The organism is Mycobacterium sp. NGS11 (assembly GCF_059813315.1).
On the sequence record NZ_JCALEJ010000023.1, the window covers coordinates 13281 to 31867 of the forward strand.

The window sequence follows — 18587 nt, forward strand, 5'->3', positions numbered from 1 at the left end:
CTGCCCACGACCGGTCCGCCAGGCGGTTTGCACGGGCGAAGCGACGGGTAGGAACTATCGGGATGGATCCCGACAACGACCTGAGGGTCAATAGCGGTGCCGGCGCGGCCGCAGCCGGACGACCAGATGGTGCCCGGACCCGCAGTACCTGGCCGTGGATCAACTGGGGACTGGCGCTGGCGACGGTGCCGGCCGCCGCACTTGTGATGCTGTTCGCGCTCGGCGCCATCATGAGCACCGACGGCTGCAGCGATGGCGGCTGTCCCAACCTGGGTCACGGCGGGATCGACTTCGGCGTCGCGTTCTACGGTGCGCCCGCGGTCGCCGTCGTCGTCATCGTCATCTCGTTCTTCACCGCCAAACGCCGGGGCGGTATCGCGGTTCCGCTGTGCGGATGGGCGTTGCTGGTCGCCGACGTGCTGCTCATGGCGGCGAGTGTGGCCGGCTAGCTCGGGGGTGAGAAACCGTCGGGCGTATCGGCTTCTCCTGGGCCGGATGGACCGGGTTGCGGTCCCGGCCATCCCGTGGCCTGTGGTGGTGTTGCGGCCGGCGGGCTTGGCCAGGCTGGGGGGCCCTGATAAGCGGGGCCGGACGGTGGCCACGTCGCCGGACCCATTGGTTGCCCCGGCCCGGGCATGACCGGCCGCAGCCGGGCCAGTTCGCGGCGGTGCCGCTCGGCGAGGACCGCGGCGAGCACGAGTTCCGGCGGAGCGCCGGGCGGTGGCGGCGGCGCGATGCGGGCCACCACGTCGCCGGCGATCCGGTATCCCATCTGTACGCGCAGCTGACGGTCGAGCTGCGTTGCCCTGGAAAGGAATTGGCGGGCAACCTCGACCTGGCCGGCGGACAGCCCCGACAACTGCAGCGACGACGCCCACCACGCCAATGAGGGCGGCATCATCGGCGGTGGTCCGAGTCGAGGTCCGCGTTCGTTGACCACCACCGTGCCCGCGAAAACGTCGCCGATGCGTTTGGCCTTGGGCGACAAGATGCTGCAGATGACCGCGGGGCTCCCGAACAGCATCCAGATCTCCACCAACGAAGCCAGGGCGCGAAACAACGCCTGGCGGAAGCGTTCCGGGCCGCCGTCGTCGGACACGACTCGCAGGCCCATCGCGATCTTGCCCACGGAGCGTCCCCGCGTTGCCGTTTCGAGAATCAGCGGATAGCCCACGACCACCAGCACCGTGAAGATCAGCAGGATCGCTTGAGACAGTGCGCTATCGAATTGAGTCAGCGTGGCAGCCCACAACATGAGGCCGAGCAGGTAACCGATGGCGATGACCGCGATATCGATCAGCGCGCTCAACGTTCGAACCGGCAGCTGGGCGATCTGCACATCGAGCACCACAGCGTCCCCGGTCACCACCTCCGACATAACTTCGAACGGTACAGGTTGGCTTGCGTGTGGCCTGCTGCGCGCTTGGCCGAGCCGGCGGTGCGATTAGGCTGCCGAGGGTGGATGTCGATGCATTCGTGCTGGCCCATCGCCCTACCTGGGACCGCCTTGACCGATTGATCGGGCGGCGCCGGTCGCTTTCCGGCGCGGAGATCGACGAACTCGTCGACCTCTACCAGCGGGTCTCCACCCACCTGTCGATGCTGCGCTCGACGTCGTCCGACTCCATGTTGATCGGTCGGCTCTCGAGCTTGGTAGCGCGGGCCCGTTCCGCGGTGACCGGTGCCCATGCGCCACTGAGCCGTGCGTTCACGAGGTTCTGGACGGTGTCGTTTCCGGTGGTTGCCTACCGCACCTGGCGGTGGTGGCTGGCTACGGCGGCGGCGTTCTTTGCCGTCGTTGCGGTCATTGCGCTGTGGGTGGCCGGCAGCCCGGACGTGCAGTCCTTGATCGGAACACCCACGGACATCGAACAATTGATCAACCACGACGTCGAGTCCTACTACAGCGAACATCCCGCCGCGGCGTTCGCGCTGAAGATCTGGGTGAACAACTCGTGGGTGTCCGCTCAATGCATCGCGATGTCGGTGGTGCTGGGACTGCCGATCCCCCTGGTGCTCTTGGAGAACGCCGCCAACCTGGGTGTCACGGCCGGCCTGATGTTTCCGGCCGGGAAGGGGGCCTTGCTGCTGGGTCTGCTTGCCCCCCATGGACTACTGGAACTCACGGCCGTATTCCTCGCGGGCGCAACGGGAATGCGGCTCGGCTGGTCGGTGATCTCACCGGGTGAGCGGCCCCGCGGCCAGGTGCTCGCCGAACAGGGCCGTGCCGTCGTCTCGGTCGCCGTGGGTCTGGTTGCGGTGCTCTTGGTCTCGGGTTTGATCGAAGCGCTGGTGACCCCTTCGCCACTGCCGACGTCCGTGCGAGTCGGCATCGGCGTCATCGCCGAGGTCGCTTTCCTGTCCTACATCGTCTACTTCGGCCGCCGCGCTGCGCAGGCCGGCGAGAGCGGTGATATGGAAGAGTCGCCCGACGTCGTTCCGACTCGCTGAGCGTCCCGGCGGCCCGGGGCCGGCAGCTACAGGCGCCCGGTCGCCTTCATCGCGAGATAGTGATCGGCAAGGGCGGGCGCCAGTTCGGCGGGAGGGGCGTCCACGACTTCCACCCCGCTGCGGCGCAGCCGGGTGGCGATCGCGCCACGGTCATTGCGGGAGCGTTCGGCGGCCGCCGCGTCGTACACCGCCGCGGCATCCCATCGCCCCCCGGCCATCTGGTCGACGCGCGGATCGGAGACCGCGGCCAGCAGCAGGTGATGTTTGGCCGACAGCCGCGGCAACACCGGCAACAGTCCCTCTTCGAGGGCGGCCGCATTGAGGTCGGTCAGCAATACCACGAGTGAGCGCCGGCGGGCGCGCAGTAAGATGGCGGAAACCATTGCCCGCCAGTCGGATTCGACAAGCGTTGGTTGCAGCGGCGCCATCGCCTCCACCAGCTGCGCGAGCAGCTCGGTGCGCGAGGCGCCGAACACACCGGCCCGGCTCACCTGGTCGTGGGCGAGGAAGTCGACATGGTCCCCTGCGCGCGACGCAAGCGCCGCCAACAACAGTGCGGCGTCCATCGACCAATCCAGCCGCGGCCAGCCCGCGGGATCGGACGCGGTCGGATCGACGCCGACCCGACCCGCAGCCGTGCGGCCCGTGTCGAGCACGATCACCACCCGCCGGTCGCGTTCGGGCCGCCACGTGCGCACCACCACGTCGGCGCGACGCGCGGTGGCGCGCCAGTCGATCGAGCGCACGTCGTCGCCGACGACATACTCTCGCAGCGAGTCGAATTCGGTTCCCTGACCGCGGACCAGCGTCGGCAGCAGGCCGTCGATCTCCCGTAGCTTGGCCAGCCGCGACGGCAGGTGCTTGCGGGCCAGAAACGGGGGGAGCACCCGCAGCTGCCCCGGTACCGGTCGCGAACCCTGGCGACCCGCCAGCCCCAGCGGGCCGATGGATCGGGCGGTCACCACCGTCGCTCGCTGGTCGCCGCGGCGAACCGGTCGGAGCTGGGTCTGGACGTGCTGGTCTCGCCCGGCGGGAATGTCGATGGGATGGATGCGCGGCTGCGCTTGAGCGCTGGGCGGCCAGGCGTCGCGAATCTGGCCCCGGAACCGGCGCGGGCCGTCGTTGCGGATCAGCAGGCCGCACTCCACGTGCTGCCCGAGCCGCGCCGAGCGGTCCGGGGAACGCACGTAGCGCAACCTGGGGGGGCTGGCCGCCAGTGCGACGTCGACGGCTACCACGATCGCCAGCGCTATCAGCAGGACCGCGAAAGCTGTTGCCGGCCAAGGGGACAGCGCAATAGGCAGGACGCAGATCAGTGCGACCAAGCCGGTGCGTCCGGTCAGGACCACTAGCGGGGCACCGGAACCGACGCCAGAATCCCGTCGAGCACCCCGTCGGGTGTGGCCCCCTCGAGTTCGGCCTCGGGCCGCAACATCACGCGGTGCCGCAGCGTCGGGCGGGCCATGGCCTTCACGTCGTCGGGCGTGACGTAGTTGCGCCCGGACAGCCAGGACCAGGAGCGCGCCGTCGCCAGCAGGGCGGTCGCGCCGCGGGGCGACACGCCGAGTTGCAGCGCGGGGGAGGAGCGGGTGGACCCGACGATGTCGACGATGTAGCCCAGCACCTCGTCGGCAACCAGCACGTTTCGCACGGCGTCGCGACCGGCCGCCAGGTCCGCGGGTCCGGCCACCGGCTTGATCGCCGACAGATCGCGCGGGTCGAAGCCGTGCGCGTGCCGATGCAGGATGGCGATCTCGGCGTCCCGCGGCGGCAGCGTCACATTCAGTTTGAGCAGAAAGCGGTCCAGCTGGGCCTCCGGCAACTGGTAAGTGCCCTCGTATTCCACCGGGTTCTGGGTCGCGGCCACGATGAAGGGGTCGGGCAGCGGCCGCGGTTCGCCATCGACGCTGACCTGCCGCTCTTCCATCGCCTCGAGCAGCGCGGCCTGGGTCTTGGGTGGTGTGCGGTTGATTTCGTCGGCGAGCAACAGGTTGGTGAACACCGGACCGGCGCGGAAAACGAACGCGGCCGTGCGCGCGTCGTACACCAGCGAGCCCGTCACGTCGCCGGGCATCAGGTCGGGGGTGAACTGCACCCGCTTGAACTCCAACTGCAGCGCCGCGGACAGCGCCCGGACCAGCAGCGTCTTCGCCACTCCGGGAACACCTTCCAACAGCACGTGGCCGCGGCACAGCAGCGCGATCACCAGGCCGCTGACCACACCCTCCTGTCCGACGACGGCCTTGGCCAGCTCACCGCGCAACGCCAGCAGCGCCTCGCGCGCCGATTCAGCGGTGGGAGATTCGGTGGTAGTGGGTTGTGTCACGGGTGTGCGACCTGCCTTTCGATGTCGTCGAGCGCACGGGCAAGTTGTAACAGGTCGTTGTCGGTCGTCGGGGGCGGACCGAACAGATGGTAGGAGACGAACGCCGGATCGGCTCCGATGCGCCCGGCCGCGGTGGCCACCACCGCCGACGGCGAAGCGCCCGCACCCAAGCCGAGCCGCGGCAGCAGCCGCGCCAGGGTGGCCGCACGCAATGCGGCGGCCGCGCGATCGCGCGCCCGCCGGGACCGGTACAGCCGGCCGCGGCCCTCGACGGTCTCCGACGCGCGCACCACCACCGGTAACTCCTCGGCCACCAGCGGTCCGGGCCGGCGGGCCTTCCACACGGCGACCAGCAGCACCACCAGCGCCAGTTGTCCGACCAGCCAGAACACCTTGGACGGAAGCAGCTCTAAAAGTGTTGACTTGGGCGAAGATTCACCCTCGACGGCGTGCGGTGCGTACCAGACGAGCCGGGGCCGGTCGCCCGCGAGGTTCATCGCCAGCGCGGCGTTGCCCGCTTGCAGCAGGCTGCTGTTGGTCATGAAGTCGGTGTTGCCGACGGTTGTGATGGTGCGCCCGTCGTTGCGGAAGCGGATCAACGCGCCGTCATAGCAGCGGGTCATCTCGCGACCGTCTTCGGACTCGTAGGTGCTGCTCACCCCGAACCGGACCGGCCCGGAGCGAACAGCCTCGCGCAGTGTGCAATTCGGGTCGAGGTCGAAACCCTTGGCGTGCGAGACCCGCACACCGGGCAGCAGCGCCCCGCGGGCCCGCGCCGTCGGTTCCACGAGCAGCAGATCCGAATGGACGTTGTCCAGCCGGTCTAGGAGCGCATCGGTGAGGTATTGGCTCTGCGCCACCAGGATCAGCGCGTCCGGGCGTGCCGCAGCTTCGACGCCGGCGATGTTGTTGGCCACGACGACGTCGACTCCGGCGCCGCGCAGCAACTCCACCAGGGCGTGCGCACCGTCGGGGCTGGTCGACGACGGGTCCATCCGGGGCCCGGGTCGCGGTGCGTTCAGATACGCGTCGACGCCGGCGATGACGGCGAGCACCAACACCGTGACGAGCACCCAGCGCCAGGCGCGCCAGCGCCGCGGTGCGGCTTCGGGACCGGCGCCGGTGATCGTCGCCATCACCGCACCCGCGCCCACGACTCGGTAGCGGCAGGCTGGCCGGGCTCGAGCGGACCGCCCTGCCGGCGGGTCAGCAGATGATCGTCGAGGTCGGCGACCATCTGGTAGGCAGCCTGGGTTCCGATTTGCTCGCCGTAGGTGACATCGTTGAAAGCCATTGCGGCTCGCCTCAATTCGCTGAGCAGGTGCGGTAACGCCGCACCGGCATCGCGGGCCAGCTCGTTGGCCGTCCGGCCGGGGGCGGGTATCAGCACTCCGGTTTCCTCGAGCTGGCGGGCGACGGCGCGCAGCCGGTGACGAATCGCGGCAGCCCAATTACCCTCGGCCGCAAAGTTTTCGGCGGTAGCGCGATGCTGGGCGGCGGTCAGCTGGGCGGCTTCGAACAGCGAGTGGTCACCGCCGCGGCGGGTGCGCATGGTGCGTCGCAGAATATAGATGCCGACGATCAGTGCGATGACGAGCAGGGTGGAAAGCACTGTCGCGGTGAACCATCCGCCCGGAACCGAGGAGATCTTCTGCAGCAGCCGGTAAAACTGATCGCTGATCCAGTTGATGAGCTGTTCCCCGGGGGAGCCCTTCGAATAGATCGGTTTGTCGAGCTCGTCCTGCGCGGCACGATGAGCGGCATCGCGGTCGATGTCGATGGAAGGCATCGTCAGCTAGTCCTCGCTCGGCCCTACCGGGGCCGCGTCAGCCAGAGGTTGTCGGTGGACGCGGCCGCGTAGGGCCCCTGGGCCGCTCCGCTTTGCAGCACCAGGTCGAATGCCTCGGCGCGCATGCGGCGGTCGGTATACAGCAGGACGATGACGCCCGCGTTGAACGGCGCGGTGATGATCTCGCCGATCGCCGCCCCCACCGACAGAATCGCCGTGCTGACCACAAACGCCGCGGCGGACGAGTTGATCTGGACGAACTGGCCGGCGATGCTGAACGGCACCGCAACGGCGTTGGCGACGACGGATGTCACCAGCAACGCGAGCACCCGGATGCCCAGCACTCGCCAAAAGCCGTGGCGAACCAGCTTGAACGATCGGGTGATCGCGTCCATGACCGGCAGCCGCTCCAGCACGATCAGCACCGGGGCGAACAGCACCACCGTGTACAGGTAGACCAGCAACGCCAGGACGGCCAGCGCCAGCGGGATGCCCAGCACTACGGCCGCCGCGGCGTTACCGATCGCCGCCAGCACGCCGATGATCACCGCGACCAACCCGGCAAGGGCCGCCACCGCGACGGCTTCCAGCAGGGCCAGGCCGAGCAGGGCCGGCAGGCGGCCGCGGATCTTGGCCCAGGTTTCGCCGATGGTGATGGGTGACCCGAAAACCGCTCGCCCGATGATGACGGTGAGCATCCCGGACAGCAGCATGCCGCCCAGCCAGCTGACCAGCAGGCCGCCGATCAACGACGCGGACCAGGCCCCCAGGACCGCCGAGCTCAGTTCGCCGGGTCGATCGCTGGGGAATCGGTCCGCCGCGGCCAGGGGCCCGAAGAATGCGACCTTGGTTATGATCTGCATGATCACCACGACGACGGCCGTCAGGCCGAGCGTCGCTTTCGGGTTCGCCCGAACGTAGCCGACCGCGCCGTTGAAGATGTCGCCCAGGGTCAGCGGCCGTAGCGGGATGATGCCTGGTTTGACGGCTCCGTAACCGCCGAAGCGTGGCGGCGATCCATAGCCCCACGCGGGCCCGTAGCCGGATGGCGACCCGTAGCCAGGAGGTGGTCCGTAACCGGGCGGGGGCTGGTAGCCAGGCGGGGGGCCGTATGCCGGGGGCGGACCGTAAGCCGGGGGCGGGCCATACGTTGCGGGTGGACCGTATTGGGGTGGTGGGCCGTATGCCGGTGGCGGACCAGCCGGATAACCAGGTGGCGGCGCGCTCACCGAACCCCGCGGCCTTTGCAGCCGGGCGCCTCGTATGTCATGGGCTCCATCCTGTCGGCGGCCGGGGCATTTCACAACGTTGACCCCCCGCCCGGCGCGTAGCGTCTCCCACATGGCGGAACTCAAATCCCGGATCCGGACGGACCTGACCGCGGCGATGAAGGCCCAGGACAAGTTGCGAACGGCCACCCTGCGCATGCTGTTGGCTGCGATCCAAACCGAGGAAGTCTCCGGTAAGGAGGCCAAAGACCTCAACGACGAAGAGGTCATCAAGGTGCTGGCCAGGGAATCGCGCAAGCGGAGCGAAGCAGCGGAGATCTACACCCAGAACGGGCGCGGGGAGCTCGCCGCCAACGAGCACGCCGAGGGGCGGATCATCGACGAATACCTGCCCACCCCGCTCACCGAGGCCGAGGTGGCCGACGTTGCCGACACCGCGATCGCGCAGGTCGCCGAAGAAATCGGCGAGCGGCCGGGGATGAAACAGATGGGTATGGTGATGAAGGCCGCGACGGCGATCGCCGCCGGCAAGGCCGACGGCGCGCGGCTCTCGGCCGCCGTCAAAGAGCGTCTGTAGCCCGGGAGGGTCGGCCGGCGAAAACGGCCCGGCGCCCGGCTCGTCGAGCCAAACACGTTGCGCCGCAACACCAGACGCCTCACCGGATAGCGGTGACACCGCGCGCCGGTTTGCGCTCGGGGCAGTCGGGTACTCCGTCACGCATGACCAGTTTTGGCTACACTTTGATGACCGAGCAGAGTGGACCCAAAGACCTTGTCCAGTATGCGGTTTCGGCCGAGGAGCGGGGCTTCGACTTTCACGTGTGCAGCGACCACTTTTCGCCGTGGCTCGCCGCACAAGGACACGCTCCGAACGCCTGGGCGGTGCTGGGTGCGGTGGCGCAGGCCACCGAGCGGGTCGACCTCTACAGCTACGTGACGTGCCCGACGATGCGGTATCACCCCGCGATCGTCGCCCAGCAGGCGGCCACCGTGCAGATCCTGTCCGACGGCCGGTTCACCTTGGGCCTGGGCAGCGGTGAAAACCTGAACGAACACGTCGTGGGCAAGGGCTGGCCGGCCGTCGCGCGCCGGCAAGACATGCTGCGCGAGGCCATCAAAATCATCCGGGAGCTGTTCGGCGGGCAATTGGTCGACTTCACCGGCGACTACTTCCAGGTCGATTCGGCGCGGCTATGGGACGTGCCCGATGTTCCGGTGGGCATCGGGGTGGCGATCGGGGGTACCCAGGCGGTCGACAAGTTCGCCAAGCTGGCGGACCATCTGATCGCAGTGGAACCCAGCACGGAGCTTGTCGACGCCTGGCACGGCGCCCGCCAGGCGGCCGATCTCGCCGGCGGCGGCCGGGTCGTCGGGCAGATACCGGTGTCCTGGGATCCCGACCGTGAGACGGCCGTCAAACGTGCGCACGAGCAGTTCCGCTGGTTCGCCGGCGGCTGGAAGGTCAACGCCGACCTGCCGACGCCGGCCGGCTTCGCCGGTGCGACCCAGTTCGTGCGACCCGAAGACGTCGCCGAGACGATCCCGTGCGGCCCTGACCTCGATGCCATCGTCGAGAGCGTCCGGCCCTACTGGGAAGCCGGTTTCACCGACATCGCGCTCGTGCAGATCGGCGGGGACACCCAGGAAAGGTTCCTCGCCGAAGCCGCTGAGCCGCTGCTCGCGGCTTTGCGCGACGCAGCGAACTGAGCACAGGTTTGACCGCTTTTCGCCCGGGTACCCGGGTCGCAGTCGTGCGCAGCCAACCAACGCGCGCCGGACGCCGGTAGAGCTGGGACGTGAACGGGCGTTCCGGCGCGCGTTGGTCCGATCAAAACCGCTGACGCACAGCCGGCTCGCAAGTGTGCGCATTCCGGCTAAGCGGGGGGAGTGAACGATGACCGATGGCGATGGTGACACTACGACCACACTGGTCAGGGCGCTCAGCGGCGCCAGCTTCGGCCTGGGCGTCAGCGAACTGGTAGCCCCGGGGAAGGTCGCCGCCATTGCCGGCGTCGACGACACCAGCCGGTCGCGGCGGGTCATCCGCGCTCTCGGGGTGCGTGAATGCGGCCACGGCGCGGCGCTGCTGGGCGGTCCACCCACGCTGGTGTGGACCCGGGTGGCCGGCGACGTCCTGGACATGGCGCTGTTGATCGCGGGAGTAGTCGCCCGCGGGACCGGGCGACGGCGTCGGGGCACCATCGCGGCCGTCGTTCTTTCGGGGATCGGCGGACTGGACCTTTATACGGCGTTGCGAACGACCGGGGCGTGACACGGCTGCAGTTGAGAGCTCTTTGATCCGACGGAAGTCGGCGATCGCAGGAAAGGGATGTGACGATGTCAAATGAATTGCAGGGCAAGAAAATAGCGATCCTTGCGGCTGACGGTGTGGAGAAGGTGGAGCTCGAACAGCCTCGTGCGGCGTTGCAGGAGGCCGGCGCGCAAGTGCAGCTGCTGTCGTTGAAGGATGGCGAAATACAGGCGCGCAACCACGATCTCGAACCGGCCGGAACCTTTGCCGTCGACCGCAAAGTGTCCGAGAGTTCGGTGGACGATTACGACGGCCTGGTGCTCCCGGGCGGCACCGTGAACCCGGACAAGCTGCGCATGGACAGCTCCGCGGTGTCCTTCGTCCGCGACTTCGTCGGGTCGGGCAAGCCGGTCGCGGCCATCTGTCACGGCCCCTGGACGCTGGTCGAAGCCGGTGTGGCAGTGGGCCGGACGCTGACGTCGTATGCCAGTATTCGCACCGATCTGCGTAACGCCGGCGCCCACGTCGTCGACGAGGAGGTCGTCGTCGACGGCAATCTGATCACCAGCCGCTCGCCATCGGACCTCTCGGCGTTCTGCGCGACCATCCTCGAACAGTTCGCGCATGCGACGGCGGGTTAACCGCGGATTTCCGGCTCGTTCGTTTGAAAGCGCCGGTTTGCGGGCATTATCCCGCCAAGCCGTGATCAGCGGCGAATTTTATAGGGTTCTCGAAAGGCCAACAGTGACAACCACGTATCCCGAGCCCGCCGTTTCGTCCGTCCCCAACGTGTATCAGCCGCAAGAGGACTCTCGGTTGCTGGTGGACGTGATGCATGACACCGGCCTCATCCCGGGGCGGCGGGTCCTCGATCTGTGCACCGGCAGCGGTTTCGTAGCGATCGCTGCCGCCGCCATGGGGTGCACCGGCGCAACGGCCTTCGACATCTGCCCGCAGGCGGTGCGGTGCGCTCGGGAGAACGCGGCGGCCGCCGGTGTGGAGGTGGACGTTCGCGAAGGATCGTGGATCGCTGCGGTGGACTGCGCGCCGTTCGACGTCGTCGTGTCCAACCCGCCGTATGTGCCCACGCCGCCCGGCGCCGAGCTGGAAGAGATCTGCCCGGCGGCCGGACCGTCGTGGGCGTGGAACGCCGGGGTCGACGGCCGGACGATCCTCGACCCGCTGTGCGAAACGGCGCCAAAGCTCTTGCGCGACGGGGGATCCCTGCTGCTGGTGCATTCGGCGCTCGCTGGTGTTCAGGAGTCGCTGGATTCGCTCAAATGGGCGGGCATGGATGCGAAAGTGATTGCCTCCAAATGGATACCGTTCGGACCGGTGATGTCTTCGCGGGCCACGTGGCTGGAGGAAGTCGGCCTGATACCGCGCGGGCGCCGGGAAGAAGAACTGATCGTGATCCGCGCGGAAAAGCGATGACGACAACCCGGGTTCAGGTGGTGCCGAACGGGCCCGTGCTGGTGTCGGGCCCGGTGCGAATCGAGATGCCCAATGGCGAGGTCGTCGAGTCCGACCGGTTCATGGTGGCGATCTGTACCTGCCGGCGCAGCGACCGCTACCCGCTCTGCGACACCAGTCACCGCCGGTGCCGGCGCCTCAAGACGCCGGCACGCTCATCTGCTCCAGCGGCATCCGCAACGACGTCTGATTCTTCTTCCACGACGTCATAATCCGTTGCGCCAAGCGGTCTTCGACCGCCGCGTGCGCGCGGATGCCGAAGACGACGTCGTGTTCCAGTCGCGGGTCCTGGGCTACCAGATCGCCCACCACGTCGTTGCGCACGACGTGTTCGTGCACCGCGTCGGCCTCGACGTGCTCGCTGTAGAACTCGATGCACGCCGCCGGTGCCTGCAGCCGCCGCAGCGCCTGCACCATGCGTTGCGATCCCGGCGGTGAGGTGATCTCCGTGGAGGCGAAGTGCCCGATCGCGGCGCCGCGCAACGAGCGGTGCAGACCGAACAGCGACATGAGGTTGACCACCGCCAGCGCTTCGGCCGGCACCGCGTCGACGTAAGCCCAATACGTCGCATCCAGGCCGGCCGCCGCGAGCAGATCGGCGAACAATTGCTGGTGCAGCCGTGAGCCCCGTCCGGCGCCGTATTCGTCGAATTCGATTGCCACAAAAGCCGCTTTCGCCACACCCGTCAGACGCGGGATGGCAAAAGCGTGCGGATCGCCCTCTTTGAGGTGATAGAGCGAGCGGTGCACGAAGTACTCGCACATCTGCTGCCAGGTTCCGGTGTCGCGCAGGTAATACGACGGGCCCGTGCCGTCGACGGGTTCGATTGTGAGCGCTTCCATCTCGGCCGCCGCGGTCTGGTCTGGATCGATGTGACCGACGTCGCGGCGCACGCCGGCCAGGAACACCCGTTCCAGTTCGGCGCGCAGACCCAGCAGCGTTGGATTCCACTCCCAGGCGGGGTCGACGCCGGCAAGCCCGCGGTAGTGCAGCTCATAGCACATGGACAGCGCCAGTTGCAGATCCAGACCGTACGGATCGGAATCCCGCACAGAGGCGCCGATGCGCGCCAGGTGGTCGGTCGATGGCGGACCCGCCAGCGCGCAACGTACGGCTGTCGACAGCGGCCCGTGCGCCGCAGGCAGGACGGGTTCGGTCAAGGTCGATGTGTGGGTCACGCCGATGTCTACCCGCTGTACGGGATGGGCAAACGGGCGGGCGGCAGCTTCCACGGTCGCAATCCGCCTCAGCGGGCCGTTGCGGGCAGGCGGAAGGTGATGTCGGCGGTGGTGCCGGTTTCGGTGGTGTCGAGCTCCATCGAGTCGCTGAGCATTCGCATCAGCGGCAAGCCGCGCCCGCCGTTGCCCGGGACGGCGGCCGGCGCCTTCCACGATCCGTAATCGGTGATCCGGGTGCGCACTTCGCCGTCGGCAAGGCTGACTTCGAGCAACATGGCCCCGGCCGCGAAACCACGGTAAGCGTGTTCGACACAGTTGGTGCACGCCTCGTTGACGACCAGCACAATGTCGGCGGCCTGGTCTTCCAATACGCCACCGGCGTGCAGCCAGTCCGCCAGCCGATGCCGGATGAGGACCAATTGGTCTGCGGTGGCGTCGCTTTCGATGCGTAGCGGGGTCTGCTGATGCCGGTAGATCACCATCGCGACATCATCGTCGTACCCCGCGGCGGGCGCCAGTTCGCGAAGCACCACATCGGCGATGGTGTCCAGAGGCGATGTCATGGTCTGCGCCAGAACGTCTGCCGCACGGGCGATTCCGTCGTCAATCGACTCGTGCTTGCGTTCGACGAGCCCGTCGGTGAACAGCATCAGTGTCGAGCCGGGCGGCAGCACCTGGGTGGCTTGCGGTCGCGGCTCATTGCGGCGCACAGCGAGCGGTACCGATGCGGCATCGGTCAACAGCATCGTGGTGCCGGCCTGCGGTCCGGCCAGCACGGCCGGCATGTGGCCGGCGTTGCTGTACTGCAGCACCCCGGTTTCGGTATCCAGAATCGCCAGGAAGACCGTCGTGCAGTACGCGTTCGGGATGAGCGATGCCGCCGAGTCGAGCTGGTCGAGCAGCACCGCGGGCTCGGCCCCGTTGATCAACAGTGCGCGCGCCGAGCTCCGTAGCTGGCCCATGATCGCGGCCGCGGGCAGGCCGCGCCCCACGCAGTCTCCGACGACGATGCCGATATGGTGCTCACCGATCGGTAGCACGTCATACCAGTCACCGCCGATCTCCAAGGGCGGCACCGCGGGTTCGTACCGAACGGTGAACCCCGCCGGCGGCTGAACCGGCGGCAGCATGGCACGCTGCAACGTCAGCGACGTCTCACGCGCGCTTTCGAACTGACGCACGTGCTGCATGGCCAGACTCAGGTGACCGATCAGCACGGTGACCAACAGGCGGTCCTCGCCGCTGACCCAGCGAGGCGTGCGCAGCTCCAACCACAACGCCAGGTCGCCGGTACCGGAGAGCACCGCCACCAGCCCCTGAACCTTGCCGGGATTATCCGGCGCCTCAATCGTTTTCGCCGTCAGCGGCAATTGATGGCGCGCATCTTGAAAGGTATGGCGCAGCCACGGATCCAGCTTGCGCCACGACGCGGCCGAGGGCTCGCCGGCAGCCTGGACCGTGGGATCGCCGTCGCCGTTGGGCCACGAGACCGCGATCACCCGTTGCACATCGATTGCGGCACTGCACTCGTCGAGCGTGATCGACAGCAGCTCGTCCACGGTCTTGGCCACCGCGACGGCGGTGGCCAACCGCAGCACCGCGGTCTCCCGGGCCGCGAAGGCACGCTCGGCGGTGACGTCGCGGATCGTTCCGACAAAGACGTCCCGATCGCTGCCGGCTTCCTTGACCGCGTTGATGCTCACCTTGACCCATGCCAGGTGCCCGTCGGCATGACGAATGGGCGTCTCGTAGTCGGCCCTGCCCTGCGCCATCACCCGTGACGTCTGTTCGGCCGCCGTGGTCGTGTCGACCAGCCAGGGGTGCGGCCATTTGTACGGTAAGCCCTCGCTGGGATATCCGAGGATCTCGATAAAGGCGCTGTTTATCTCGACCACGGAGCCCTGGTGATCGGCGACGAAGAAGCCTTCCTGTAGCGAATTGACCAGCGCGGTGCGGAATTTGTCGCGGTCGGCCAGCCCTTCGGCGCGGGCGCGTTGTTCGGCATAGCGTCGGTTGCCGTCGATGAAGCCGCGCGTCGCGACGTCGAGCGGGACCAGCAGCTGCAGCAGGAATTCCAGCGCGATCGGCGCATCCAGGCGCACGTCCTGCGAGATTTCGAAGACCAGCCGGACGTGCTGTTCGACGAGGTCGAGCAGGCTGATCTGTTCCTGCAAGGCCCTGCGCCCGAGCTCGTTGCCGATCGACAGGTCGGCCTCGTCGTGCGAGTTCAGATAGGCGCGCAGCGCAGCCTCGTACTGACCGTGGAAGTCGTTGTCGCCGCTCAAATCGTTGCTCCCCTGTGACGCGCCGTCAGCACCATCGCATCGTCGGTCTCCTTCGCGTCCTTGCCGAGGAGCCCTTCGGCGATAGCGACAGCGGTGGCCGAGAAGTCGATGTGGTCGAGGTAGTCTTCGGCGATGCCGTCAGTGCTCATCAGCAGCAGATCTCCGGGGCGAATGGAAACCACCTGTGCCGGTGTGGTTTCCGGTATCCGGTAGCCGACGATACCCCCGGCAAGCAGCGCACTGGACCGAACCTGGATACCGGTGGGGGCCTTGGCCACCAGGTCCGCGGTGACATTACCGACGCCGGTCCAGGTGACGGTGTTAGCGGCGAAATCGATGCGCGCCAACGTCATTGCGACCCCCCTGGTGCCGACCAACGCACGGTGGCAGAGCTGGATCAAAACCTCGACCGGCTCGAACCTGGCGCGTGTGACCACATCGACCGCGCGCAGCGCGGCTTCCGCGGCGGCGGGCCCGTGGCCGAGCCCGTCCACCACCCCGAACAGCGCCGCCCCGCCGTCGACATCGACCGCGATACCGCGGTCGCCAGACGTGTACTCGCTGGGCAAAGGCCGCCCCGCCCTTGCCCATTCGATCGGTCCGAAGCGGCCGTTTTTATGCACGAGGGGGGACCCATTTCCACATTTCGATGACGGTTCCCCGACCGGGCGTGGACTCGACGACCAACCGGTCCATCAGGCGGCGCGCACCCGGCAGGCCCAGCCCCAGCCCGCGCCCGGTGGTGTAACCGTCTTCCATCGCCCGCTCGATGTCGGCGATGCCCGGGCCCTGGTCCTCGGCGCGCACCACCAGGGCTTTACGCCCTTCCCGGTCGGCGATCGCAACGGAGACGGCGCCACGGCCGGCGTAACTGGTGATGTTCCTTGCGATCTCCGAGATCGCCGTGGCGATCATCGTGACGTCGGTGAGGGAGAATCCCAAATCAAGCGCGAGTTGGTGACCGGCTTTGCGGGCTTCGACGATGTCGTCGGGGTGATCGATGGCGACGACGATATCAGCCGCCACCGTCGGGCCCGATCGTTGATTTCCCCACGCCGCCTTGGCGATTCAGAGCTTGGCGATTCAGCAGGGCGAGACCCTCTTCAAGATCCAGCGCGGTGTTCATGTCGTCGAACGCCAAACCGAGCTGAACCATCGCGAAGGCCACCTCCGGCTGCAACCCGACGATCACCGTGTCCGCGCCGCGCAGTCGGGTCATGTGCGCAATCGTCCGCAGCGACCGGGCCGCGAAGGAATCCATCACGTCGATGGCGGTGACGTCGACGATGATGCCCTGGGCACGGAACTGGCTGACCCGTTCCATCAGGTCGTAGCGCAGGCGTTCGGCGTCGGAGTCGGTGAGGGCGGCCTGTACCGACGCGATGAGAATCGAGCCCTGTTTCAGGATCGGTACTGGCATGGGGCGCTCGTGTCGATTGTGGTTATCCGGTTTGTTCGCCCGTGCGGGTGACCTCGTACCCCAGCAGGCGTTCGGCTTCCTCGATACCGCCTTGCAGGTCACCGACGGCGTTCATCTTGGACAGGTCCAGCCCGATGGTCACCAGCGTCAGGGCGATCTCGGAGGACAGGCCGGTGATGATCACGCTGGCACCCATCAACCCCGACGCGTCGACCGTCTGCACCAGGTGGTTGGCCACCGTCGAGTCGATCGTCGGAACACCGGTGATGTCGATGACCACCACTTTGGCGCGGTTCGCGCGGATGGCGCGCAGCAGCTGTTCGGTGACCTGGCGGGCGCGCTGAGAGTCCAGCACGCCGATGATCGGCAGGATGAGCAGCTGCTCACGCACCTGCAGCACCGGCGTCGACAGTTCGCGGATGGCCTCCTGCTGCTGGCGGATGATGCGCTCGCGTTCCTGCACGAACGACACGCCCACGGTGTTGGCGATGCGGTTGGCCGCCGGCTCGTAGGCGTCGAGGACGCGGTTGAGCATCTCGAACTCGGCTTGGTACTTCTCGAACAGCGAGCGGGCGAGCACGTCGCGCAGCAGCAAGACGATGCCCAGCACCTCGTCGGTCTCGACGCCCCGCGGAATGATGCGTTCGGACAGGTCACGCGCATAGGCCTGCAACGCCTCGACGCTACCGGTCTCGAGCACCTCGACGTAGTTGTCGTAGACGGCCGTCGCCTCGGAGAAGAGCTCCTCCGGGGTCATCGCGGTCAGCAGCTCGGCCTCGGTGATCCGGCGAGCCCACTCCTCGCGCAGAACGGTTCGATTCTGCCGCAGATGCTGAACCAGCTGTGGCAGCAGCCCCTCGCTGGACACGCCCACGGTCTGAGCCGCAGGGCCGGTACTGTTGAAATCCGACGGCGAATCTGACATCTGGCCTCCCGAGTGCCACGTCGCGCCCTGCGGTGTGCAGTTCTTTTTGCGAGACTAGCGTGGGTTGTCGCGGGGCACGTATAGAGGGCATATTCTTCCCGCAGTTCGTAACGGCAGGCTAGGGTTGTAGCACGCTTACGGCACGCAAGGCCCAGGACAAAGGATTGCCATTGTCAGCTCCTGATTCGATTACCACGTTGGTTGAGGACCACGACGGGGTGTCGGTGGTCAGCGTCAGCGGCGAAATCGACTTGGTCACGGCTCCGGCCCTGGAACAAGCCATCAGCGCGGTCGTCGCAGACAGCCCGACGGCACTGATCATCGACCTTTCCGCTGTCGAGTTTCTCGGTTCGGTCGGGCTGAAGATCCTGGCGGCGACCTACGAGAAGCTGGGTAAGCAGACCGGCTTCGGGGTGGTCGCGCGAGGCCCGGCCACCCGCAGGCCGATCCATCTGACCGGTCTGGACAAAACCTTCCCGCTGTACCCGACGCTCGACGACGCGTTGACCGGGGTTCGGGACGGCCAACTCAACGGCTAGCGATTCGCCCCTCGGGCGCGCGCCGTCTCGCATGCCGCATGCATCGCTTGCCTGACACCATGTTTGGCGCACGCACGCCGAAAACGGTTGCGCATGGCATCGATTTCGGGGCTGACCGCGGCTCGAGCATCTTCATCGCGAACAACCATCGTCGAGGCCGGCCCTGTCCGATCCGGTGTTCACACCCGACTCAGGTGCGATGATCAGGGTATGGACGTCGACCATCCGCAAGAAGACCAGCGGTGGGATCGCCGTGAGCGGGACGAAACCGAAGTTCAACGGCTGGACCGCAATTGGAACAGTCTGCTGCAGGAGCTGCGGGTCGTCCAGACCGGGGTGCAGCTACTGACCGGATTCCTGTTGACACTGCCGTTCCAGCAGCGCTTCGACGTATTGGGACCGCCGATGCGCATCATCTATCTGGCGACCGTGGTATCCGCGGTGTGCGCGACTTTGTTGCTGATCGCGCCGGTCGCCATGCACCGGATGCTTTTTCGGCGTCACCGGCTCCAGGTCCTCGTGTCGGCCGCACACCGTTGTGCCTTCGCCGGCCTGGGTTTTCTCGGTCTGGCGGTGATCGGCCTGACCACGATCATCTTCGCCGCGGTGGCAGGGCCAAATGTCGGCCTGATAGCCGGAGCGTGCGCGCTGCCGCTGTTCGTCTTCTTCTGGTGGGTGCTGCCGCTGGTGCTGCGCACGCACGGCGAGTGAGCGAGCGTC

General features: G+C 67.5%; 22 protein-coding genes. 10 read left to right on the top strand and 12 right to left on the bottom strand.

Going from position 1 to position 18587, the window contains the following annotated elements; translation table 11 throughout:
• Window positions 1-62 precede the first annotated feature (62 nt).
• A complete protein-coding gene (locus AC5Y4T_RS20650; protein WP_499955132.1) occupies window positions 63-449 on the top strand; it encodes a hypothetical protein in 387 nt (128 codons plus the stop codon).
• Here the strand turns inward: AC5Y4T_RS20650 and AC5Y4T_RS20655 are convergent.
• Window positions 446-1378, bottom strand: coding sequence for an RDD family protein (locus AC5Y4T_RS20655; RefSeq protein WP_499955134.1), 933 nt, complete (start codon window positions 1376-1378; stop codon window positions 446-448). The genes AC5Y4T_RS20650 and AC5Y4T_RS20655 overlap by 4 nt on opposite strands.
• A gap of 80 nt (window positions 1379-1458) precedes the next feature.
• On the opposite strand from AC5Y4T_RS20655, the gene AC5Y4T_RS20660 reads away from it, so the two are divergent.
• Window positions 1459-2451 carry a stage II sporulation protein M gene (locus AC5Y4T_RS20660; RefSeq protein ID WP_499917136.1) on the top strand — a complete coding sequence of 331 codons (993 nt, stop codon included), beginning with the start codon at window positions 1459-1461 and terminating at the stop codon, window positions 2449-2451.
• 26 nt (window positions 2452-2477) lie between these two features.
• Here the strand turns inward: AC5Y4T_RS20660 and AC5Y4T_RS20665 are convergent, their stop codons facing one another.
• Genes AC5Y4T_RS20665 through AC5Y4T_RS20685 form a run of 5 tightly spaced genes read right to left on the bottom strand, consistent with a single transcriptional unit; the run spans window position 2478 to window position 7909 of the window.
• On the bottom strand, window positions 2478-3800 hold the full coding sequence (locus AC5Y4T_RS20665; RefSeq protein WP_499955136.1) for a DUF58 domain-containing protein: 1323 nt from the start codon (window positions 3798-3800) through the stop codon (window positions 2478-2480).
• Window positions 3800-4777 carry an AAA family ATPase gene (locus tag AC5Y4T_RS20670; RefSeq protein WP_499917134.1) on the bottom strand — a complete coding sequence of 326 codons (978 nt, stop codon included), beginning with the start codon at window positions 4775-4777 and terminating at the stop codon, window positions 3800-3802. The genes AC5Y4T_RS20665 and AC5Y4T_RS20670 overlap by 1 nt, the downstream gene beginning before the upstream one ends.
• Window positions 4774-5913, bottom strand: coding sequence for a DUF4350 domain-containing protein (locus tag AC5Y4T_RS20675; protein WP_499955138.1), 1140 nt, complete (start codon window positions 5911-5913; stop codon window positions 4774-4776). Before AC5Y4T_RS20675 ends, AC5Y4T_RS20670 begins: the two co-directional genes overlap by 4 nt.
• A complete protein-coding gene (locus tag AC5Y4T_RS20680) occupies window positions 5913-6566 on the bottom strand; it encodes a DUF4129 domain-containing protein (protein WP_499955140.1) in 654 nt (217 codons plus the stop codon). The genes AC5Y4T_RS20675 and AC5Y4T_RS20680 overlap by 1 nt, the downstream gene beginning before the upstream one ends.
• A gap of 23 nt (window positions 6567-6589) precedes the next feature.
• Entirely contained in the window at window positions 6590-7909 is a 1320-nt protein-coding gene (locus AC5Y4T_RS20685; RefSeq protein ID WP_499917131.1) for a DUF7847 domain-containing protein, read from the bottom strand.
• On the opposite strand from AC5Y4T_RS20685, the gene AC5Y4T_RS20690 reads away from it, so the two are divergent.
• From AC5Y4T_RS20690 to AC5Y4T_RS20715, 6 genes are all read left to right on the top strand, one after another.
• The gene (locus AC5Y4T_RS20690) at window positions 7908-8372 is read left to right on the top strand and encodes a GatB/YqeY domain-containing protein (RefSeq protein ID WP_499917130.1); all 465 of its coding nucleotides are present in this window, start codon (window positions 7908-7910) and stop codon (window positions 8370-8372) included. The two genes, AC5Y4T_RS20685 and AC5Y4T_RS20690, sit on opposite strands and share 2 nt — an antisense overlap.
• A 143-nt stretch (window positions 8373-8515) precedes the next feature.
• A complete protein-coding gene (locus tag AC5Y4T_RS20695) occupies window positions 8516-9502 on the top strand; it encodes an LLM class F420-dependent oxidoreductase (protein ID WP_499917129.1) in 987 nt (328 codons plus the stop codon).
• A 187-nt stretch (window positions 9503-9689) separates the two neighbouring features.
• The gene (locus AC5Y4T_RS20700) at window positions 9690-10067 is read left to right on the top strand and encodes a malate dehydrogenase (protein WP_499917128.1); all 378 of its coding nucleotides are present in this window, start codon (window positions 9690-9692) and stop codon (window positions 10065-10067) included.
• Between the two features lie 65 nt (window positions 10068-10132).
• A complete protein-coding gene (locus AC5Y4T_RS20705; RefSeq protein WP_499917640.1) occupies window positions 10133-10687 on the top strand; it encodes a type 1 glutamine amidotransferase domain-containing protein in 555 nt (184 codons plus the stop codon).
• A 103-nt stretch (window positions 10688-10790) separates the two neighbouring features.
• Window positions 10791-11480 carry a HemK2/MTQ2 family protein methyltransferase gene (locus AC5Y4T_RS20710; RefSeq protein WP_499917127.1) on the top strand — a complete coding sequence of 230 codons (690 nt, stop codon included), beginning with the start codon at window positions 10791-10793 and terminating at the stop codon, window positions 11478-11480.
• 65 nt (window positions 11481-11545) lie between these two features.
• Window positions 11546-11731, top strand: coding sequence for a CDGSH iron-sulfur domain-containing protein (locus AC5Y4T_RS20715; protein ID WP_499917639.1), 186 nt, complete (start codon window positions 11546-11548; stop codon window positions 11729-11731).
• On the opposite strand, the gene AC5Y4T_RS20720 is transcribed toward AC5Y4T_RS20715, so the two are convergent.
• The 6 genes from AC5Y4T_RS20720 to AC5Y4T_RS20745 all read right to left on the bottom strand — a co-directional run bounded on the left by AC5Y4T_RS20720 (window position 11658) and on the right by AC5Y4T_RS20745 (window position 17328).
• The gene (locus AC5Y4T_RS20720) at window positions 11658-12698 is read right to left on the bottom strand and encodes an iron-containing redox enzyme family protein (RefSeq protein WP_499917126.1); all 1041 of its coding nucleotides are present in this window, start codon (window positions 12696-12698) and stop codon (window positions 11658-11660) included. The genes AC5Y4T_RS20715 and AC5Y4T_RS20720 overlap by 74 nt on opposite strands.
• A gap of 68 nt (window positions 12699-12766) precedes the next feature.
• The gene (locus tag AC5Y4T_RS20725; RefSeq protein WP_499917125.1) at window positions 12767-14983 is read right to left on the bottom strand and encodes a SpoIIE family protein phosphatase; all 2217 of its coding nucleotides are present in this window, start codon (window positions 14981-14983) and stop codon (window positions 12767-12769) included.
• Window positions 14980-15552: a SpoIIE family protein phosphatase gene (locus tag AC5Y4T_RS20730; RefSeq protein ID WP_499917124.1), complete on the bottom strand. Its 573-nt coding sequence runs from the start codon at window positions 15550-15552 to the stop codon at window positions 14980-14982. The genes AC5Y4T_RS20725 and AC5Y4T_RS20730 overlap by 4 nt, the downstream gene beginning before the upstream one ends.
• A gap of 46 nt (window positions 15553-15598) precedes the next feature.
• Window positions 15599-16009, bottom strand: a complete 411-nt coding sequence (locus AC5Y4T_RS20735) for an ATP-binding protein (protein WP_499917123.1) — start codon at window positions 16007-16009, stop codon at window positions 15599-15601.
• On the bottom strand, window positions 15999-16403 hold the full coding sequence (locus AC5Y4T_RS20740) for an STAS domain-containing protein (protein WP_499917122.1): 405 nt from the start codon (window positions 16401-16403) through the stop codon (window positions 15999-16001). Before AC5Y4T_RS20740 ends, AC5Y4T_RS20735 begins: the two co-directional genes overlap by 11 nt.
• 22 nt (window positions 16404-16425) lie before the next feature.
• Window positions 16426-17328, bottom strand: a complete 903-nt coding sequence (locus tag AC5Y4T_RS20745; protein WP_499917121.1) for an STAS domain-containing protein — start codon at window positions 17326-17328, stop codon at window positions 16426-16428.
• A 170-nt stretch (window positions 17329-17498) separates the two neighbouring features.
• Here AC5Y4T_RS20745 and AC5Y4T_RS20750 point away from each other — a divergent pair, with 170 nt between their 5' ends.
• Together AC5Y4T_RS20750 and AC5Y4T_RS20755 are read left to right on the top strand one after the other, a co-directional pair.
• Window positions 17499-17867: an STAS domain-containing protein gene (locus AC5Y4T_RS20750; RefSeq protein ID WP_499917120.1), complete on the top strand. Its 369-nt coding sequence runs from the start codon at window positions 17499-17501 to the stop codon at window positions 17865-17867.
• A gap of 210 nt (window positions 17868-18077) precedes the next feature.
• A complete protein-coding gene (locus tag AC5Y4T_RS20755; RefSeq protein ID WP_499917119.1) occupies window positions 18078-18578 on the top strand; it encodes a DUF6328 family protein in 501 nt (166 codons plus the stop codon).
• Window positions 18579-18587: the final 9 nt, after the last annotated feature.

Bases quoted from the DNA above. Each gene is read 5' to 3' on its own strand.
- AC5Y4T_RS20655 (WP_499955134.1), bottom strand. From the start codon at position 1,378: ATGTCGGAGGTGGTGACCGGGGACGCTGTGGTGCTCGATGTGCAGATC.
- AC5Y4T_RS20650 (WP_499955132.1), top strand. From the start codon at position 63: ATGGATCCCGACAACGACCTGAGGGTCAATAGCGGTGCCGGCGCGGCC.
- AC5Y4T_RS20695 (WP_499917129.1), top strand. From the start codon at position 8,516: ATGACCAGTTTTGGCTACACTTTGATGACCGAGCAGAGTGGACCCAAA.
- AC5Y4T_RS20740 (WP_499917122.1), bottom strand. From the start codon at position 16,403: ATGCCAGTACCGATCCTGAAACAGGGCTCGATTCTCATCGCGTCGGTA.
- AC5Y4T_RS20690 (WP_499917130.1), top strand. From the start codon at position 7,908: ATGGCGGAACTCAAATCCCGGATCCGGACGGACCTGACCGCGGCGATG.
- AC5Y4T_RS20685 (WP_499917131.1), bottom strand. From the start codon at position 7,909: ATGTGGGAGACGCTACGCGCCGGGCGGGGGGTCAACGTTGTGAAATGC.
- AC5Y4T_RS20705 (WP_499917640.1), top strand. From the start codon at position 10,133: ATGTCAAATGAATTGCAGGGCAAGAAAATAGCGATCCTTGCGGCTGAC.
- AC5Y4T_RS20675 (WP_499955138.1), bottom strand. From the start codon at position 5,913: ATGGCGACGATCACCGGCGCCGGTCCCGAAGCCGCACCGCGGCGCTGG.
- AC5Y4T_RS20745 (WP_499917121.1), bottom strand. From the start codon at position 17,328: ATGTCAGATTCGCCGTCGGATTTCAACAGTACCGGCCCTGCGGCTCAG.
- AC5Y4T_RS20700 (WP_499917128.1), top strand. From the start codon at position 9,690: ATGACCGATGGCGATGGTGACACTACGACCACACTGGTCAGGGCGCTC.
- AC5Y4T_RS20680 (WP_499955140.1), bottom strand. From the start codon at position 6,566: ATGCCTTCCATCGACATCGACCGCGATGCCGCTCATCGTGCCGCGCAG.
- AC5Y4T_RS20715 (WP_499917639.1), top strand. From the start codon at position 11,546: ATGCCCAATGGCGAGGTCGTCGAGTCCGACCGGTTCATGGTGGCGATC.
- AC5Y4T_RS20755 (WP_499917119.1), top strand. From the start codon at position 18,078: ATGGACGTCGACCATCCGCAAGAAGACCAGCGGTGGGATCGCCGTGAG.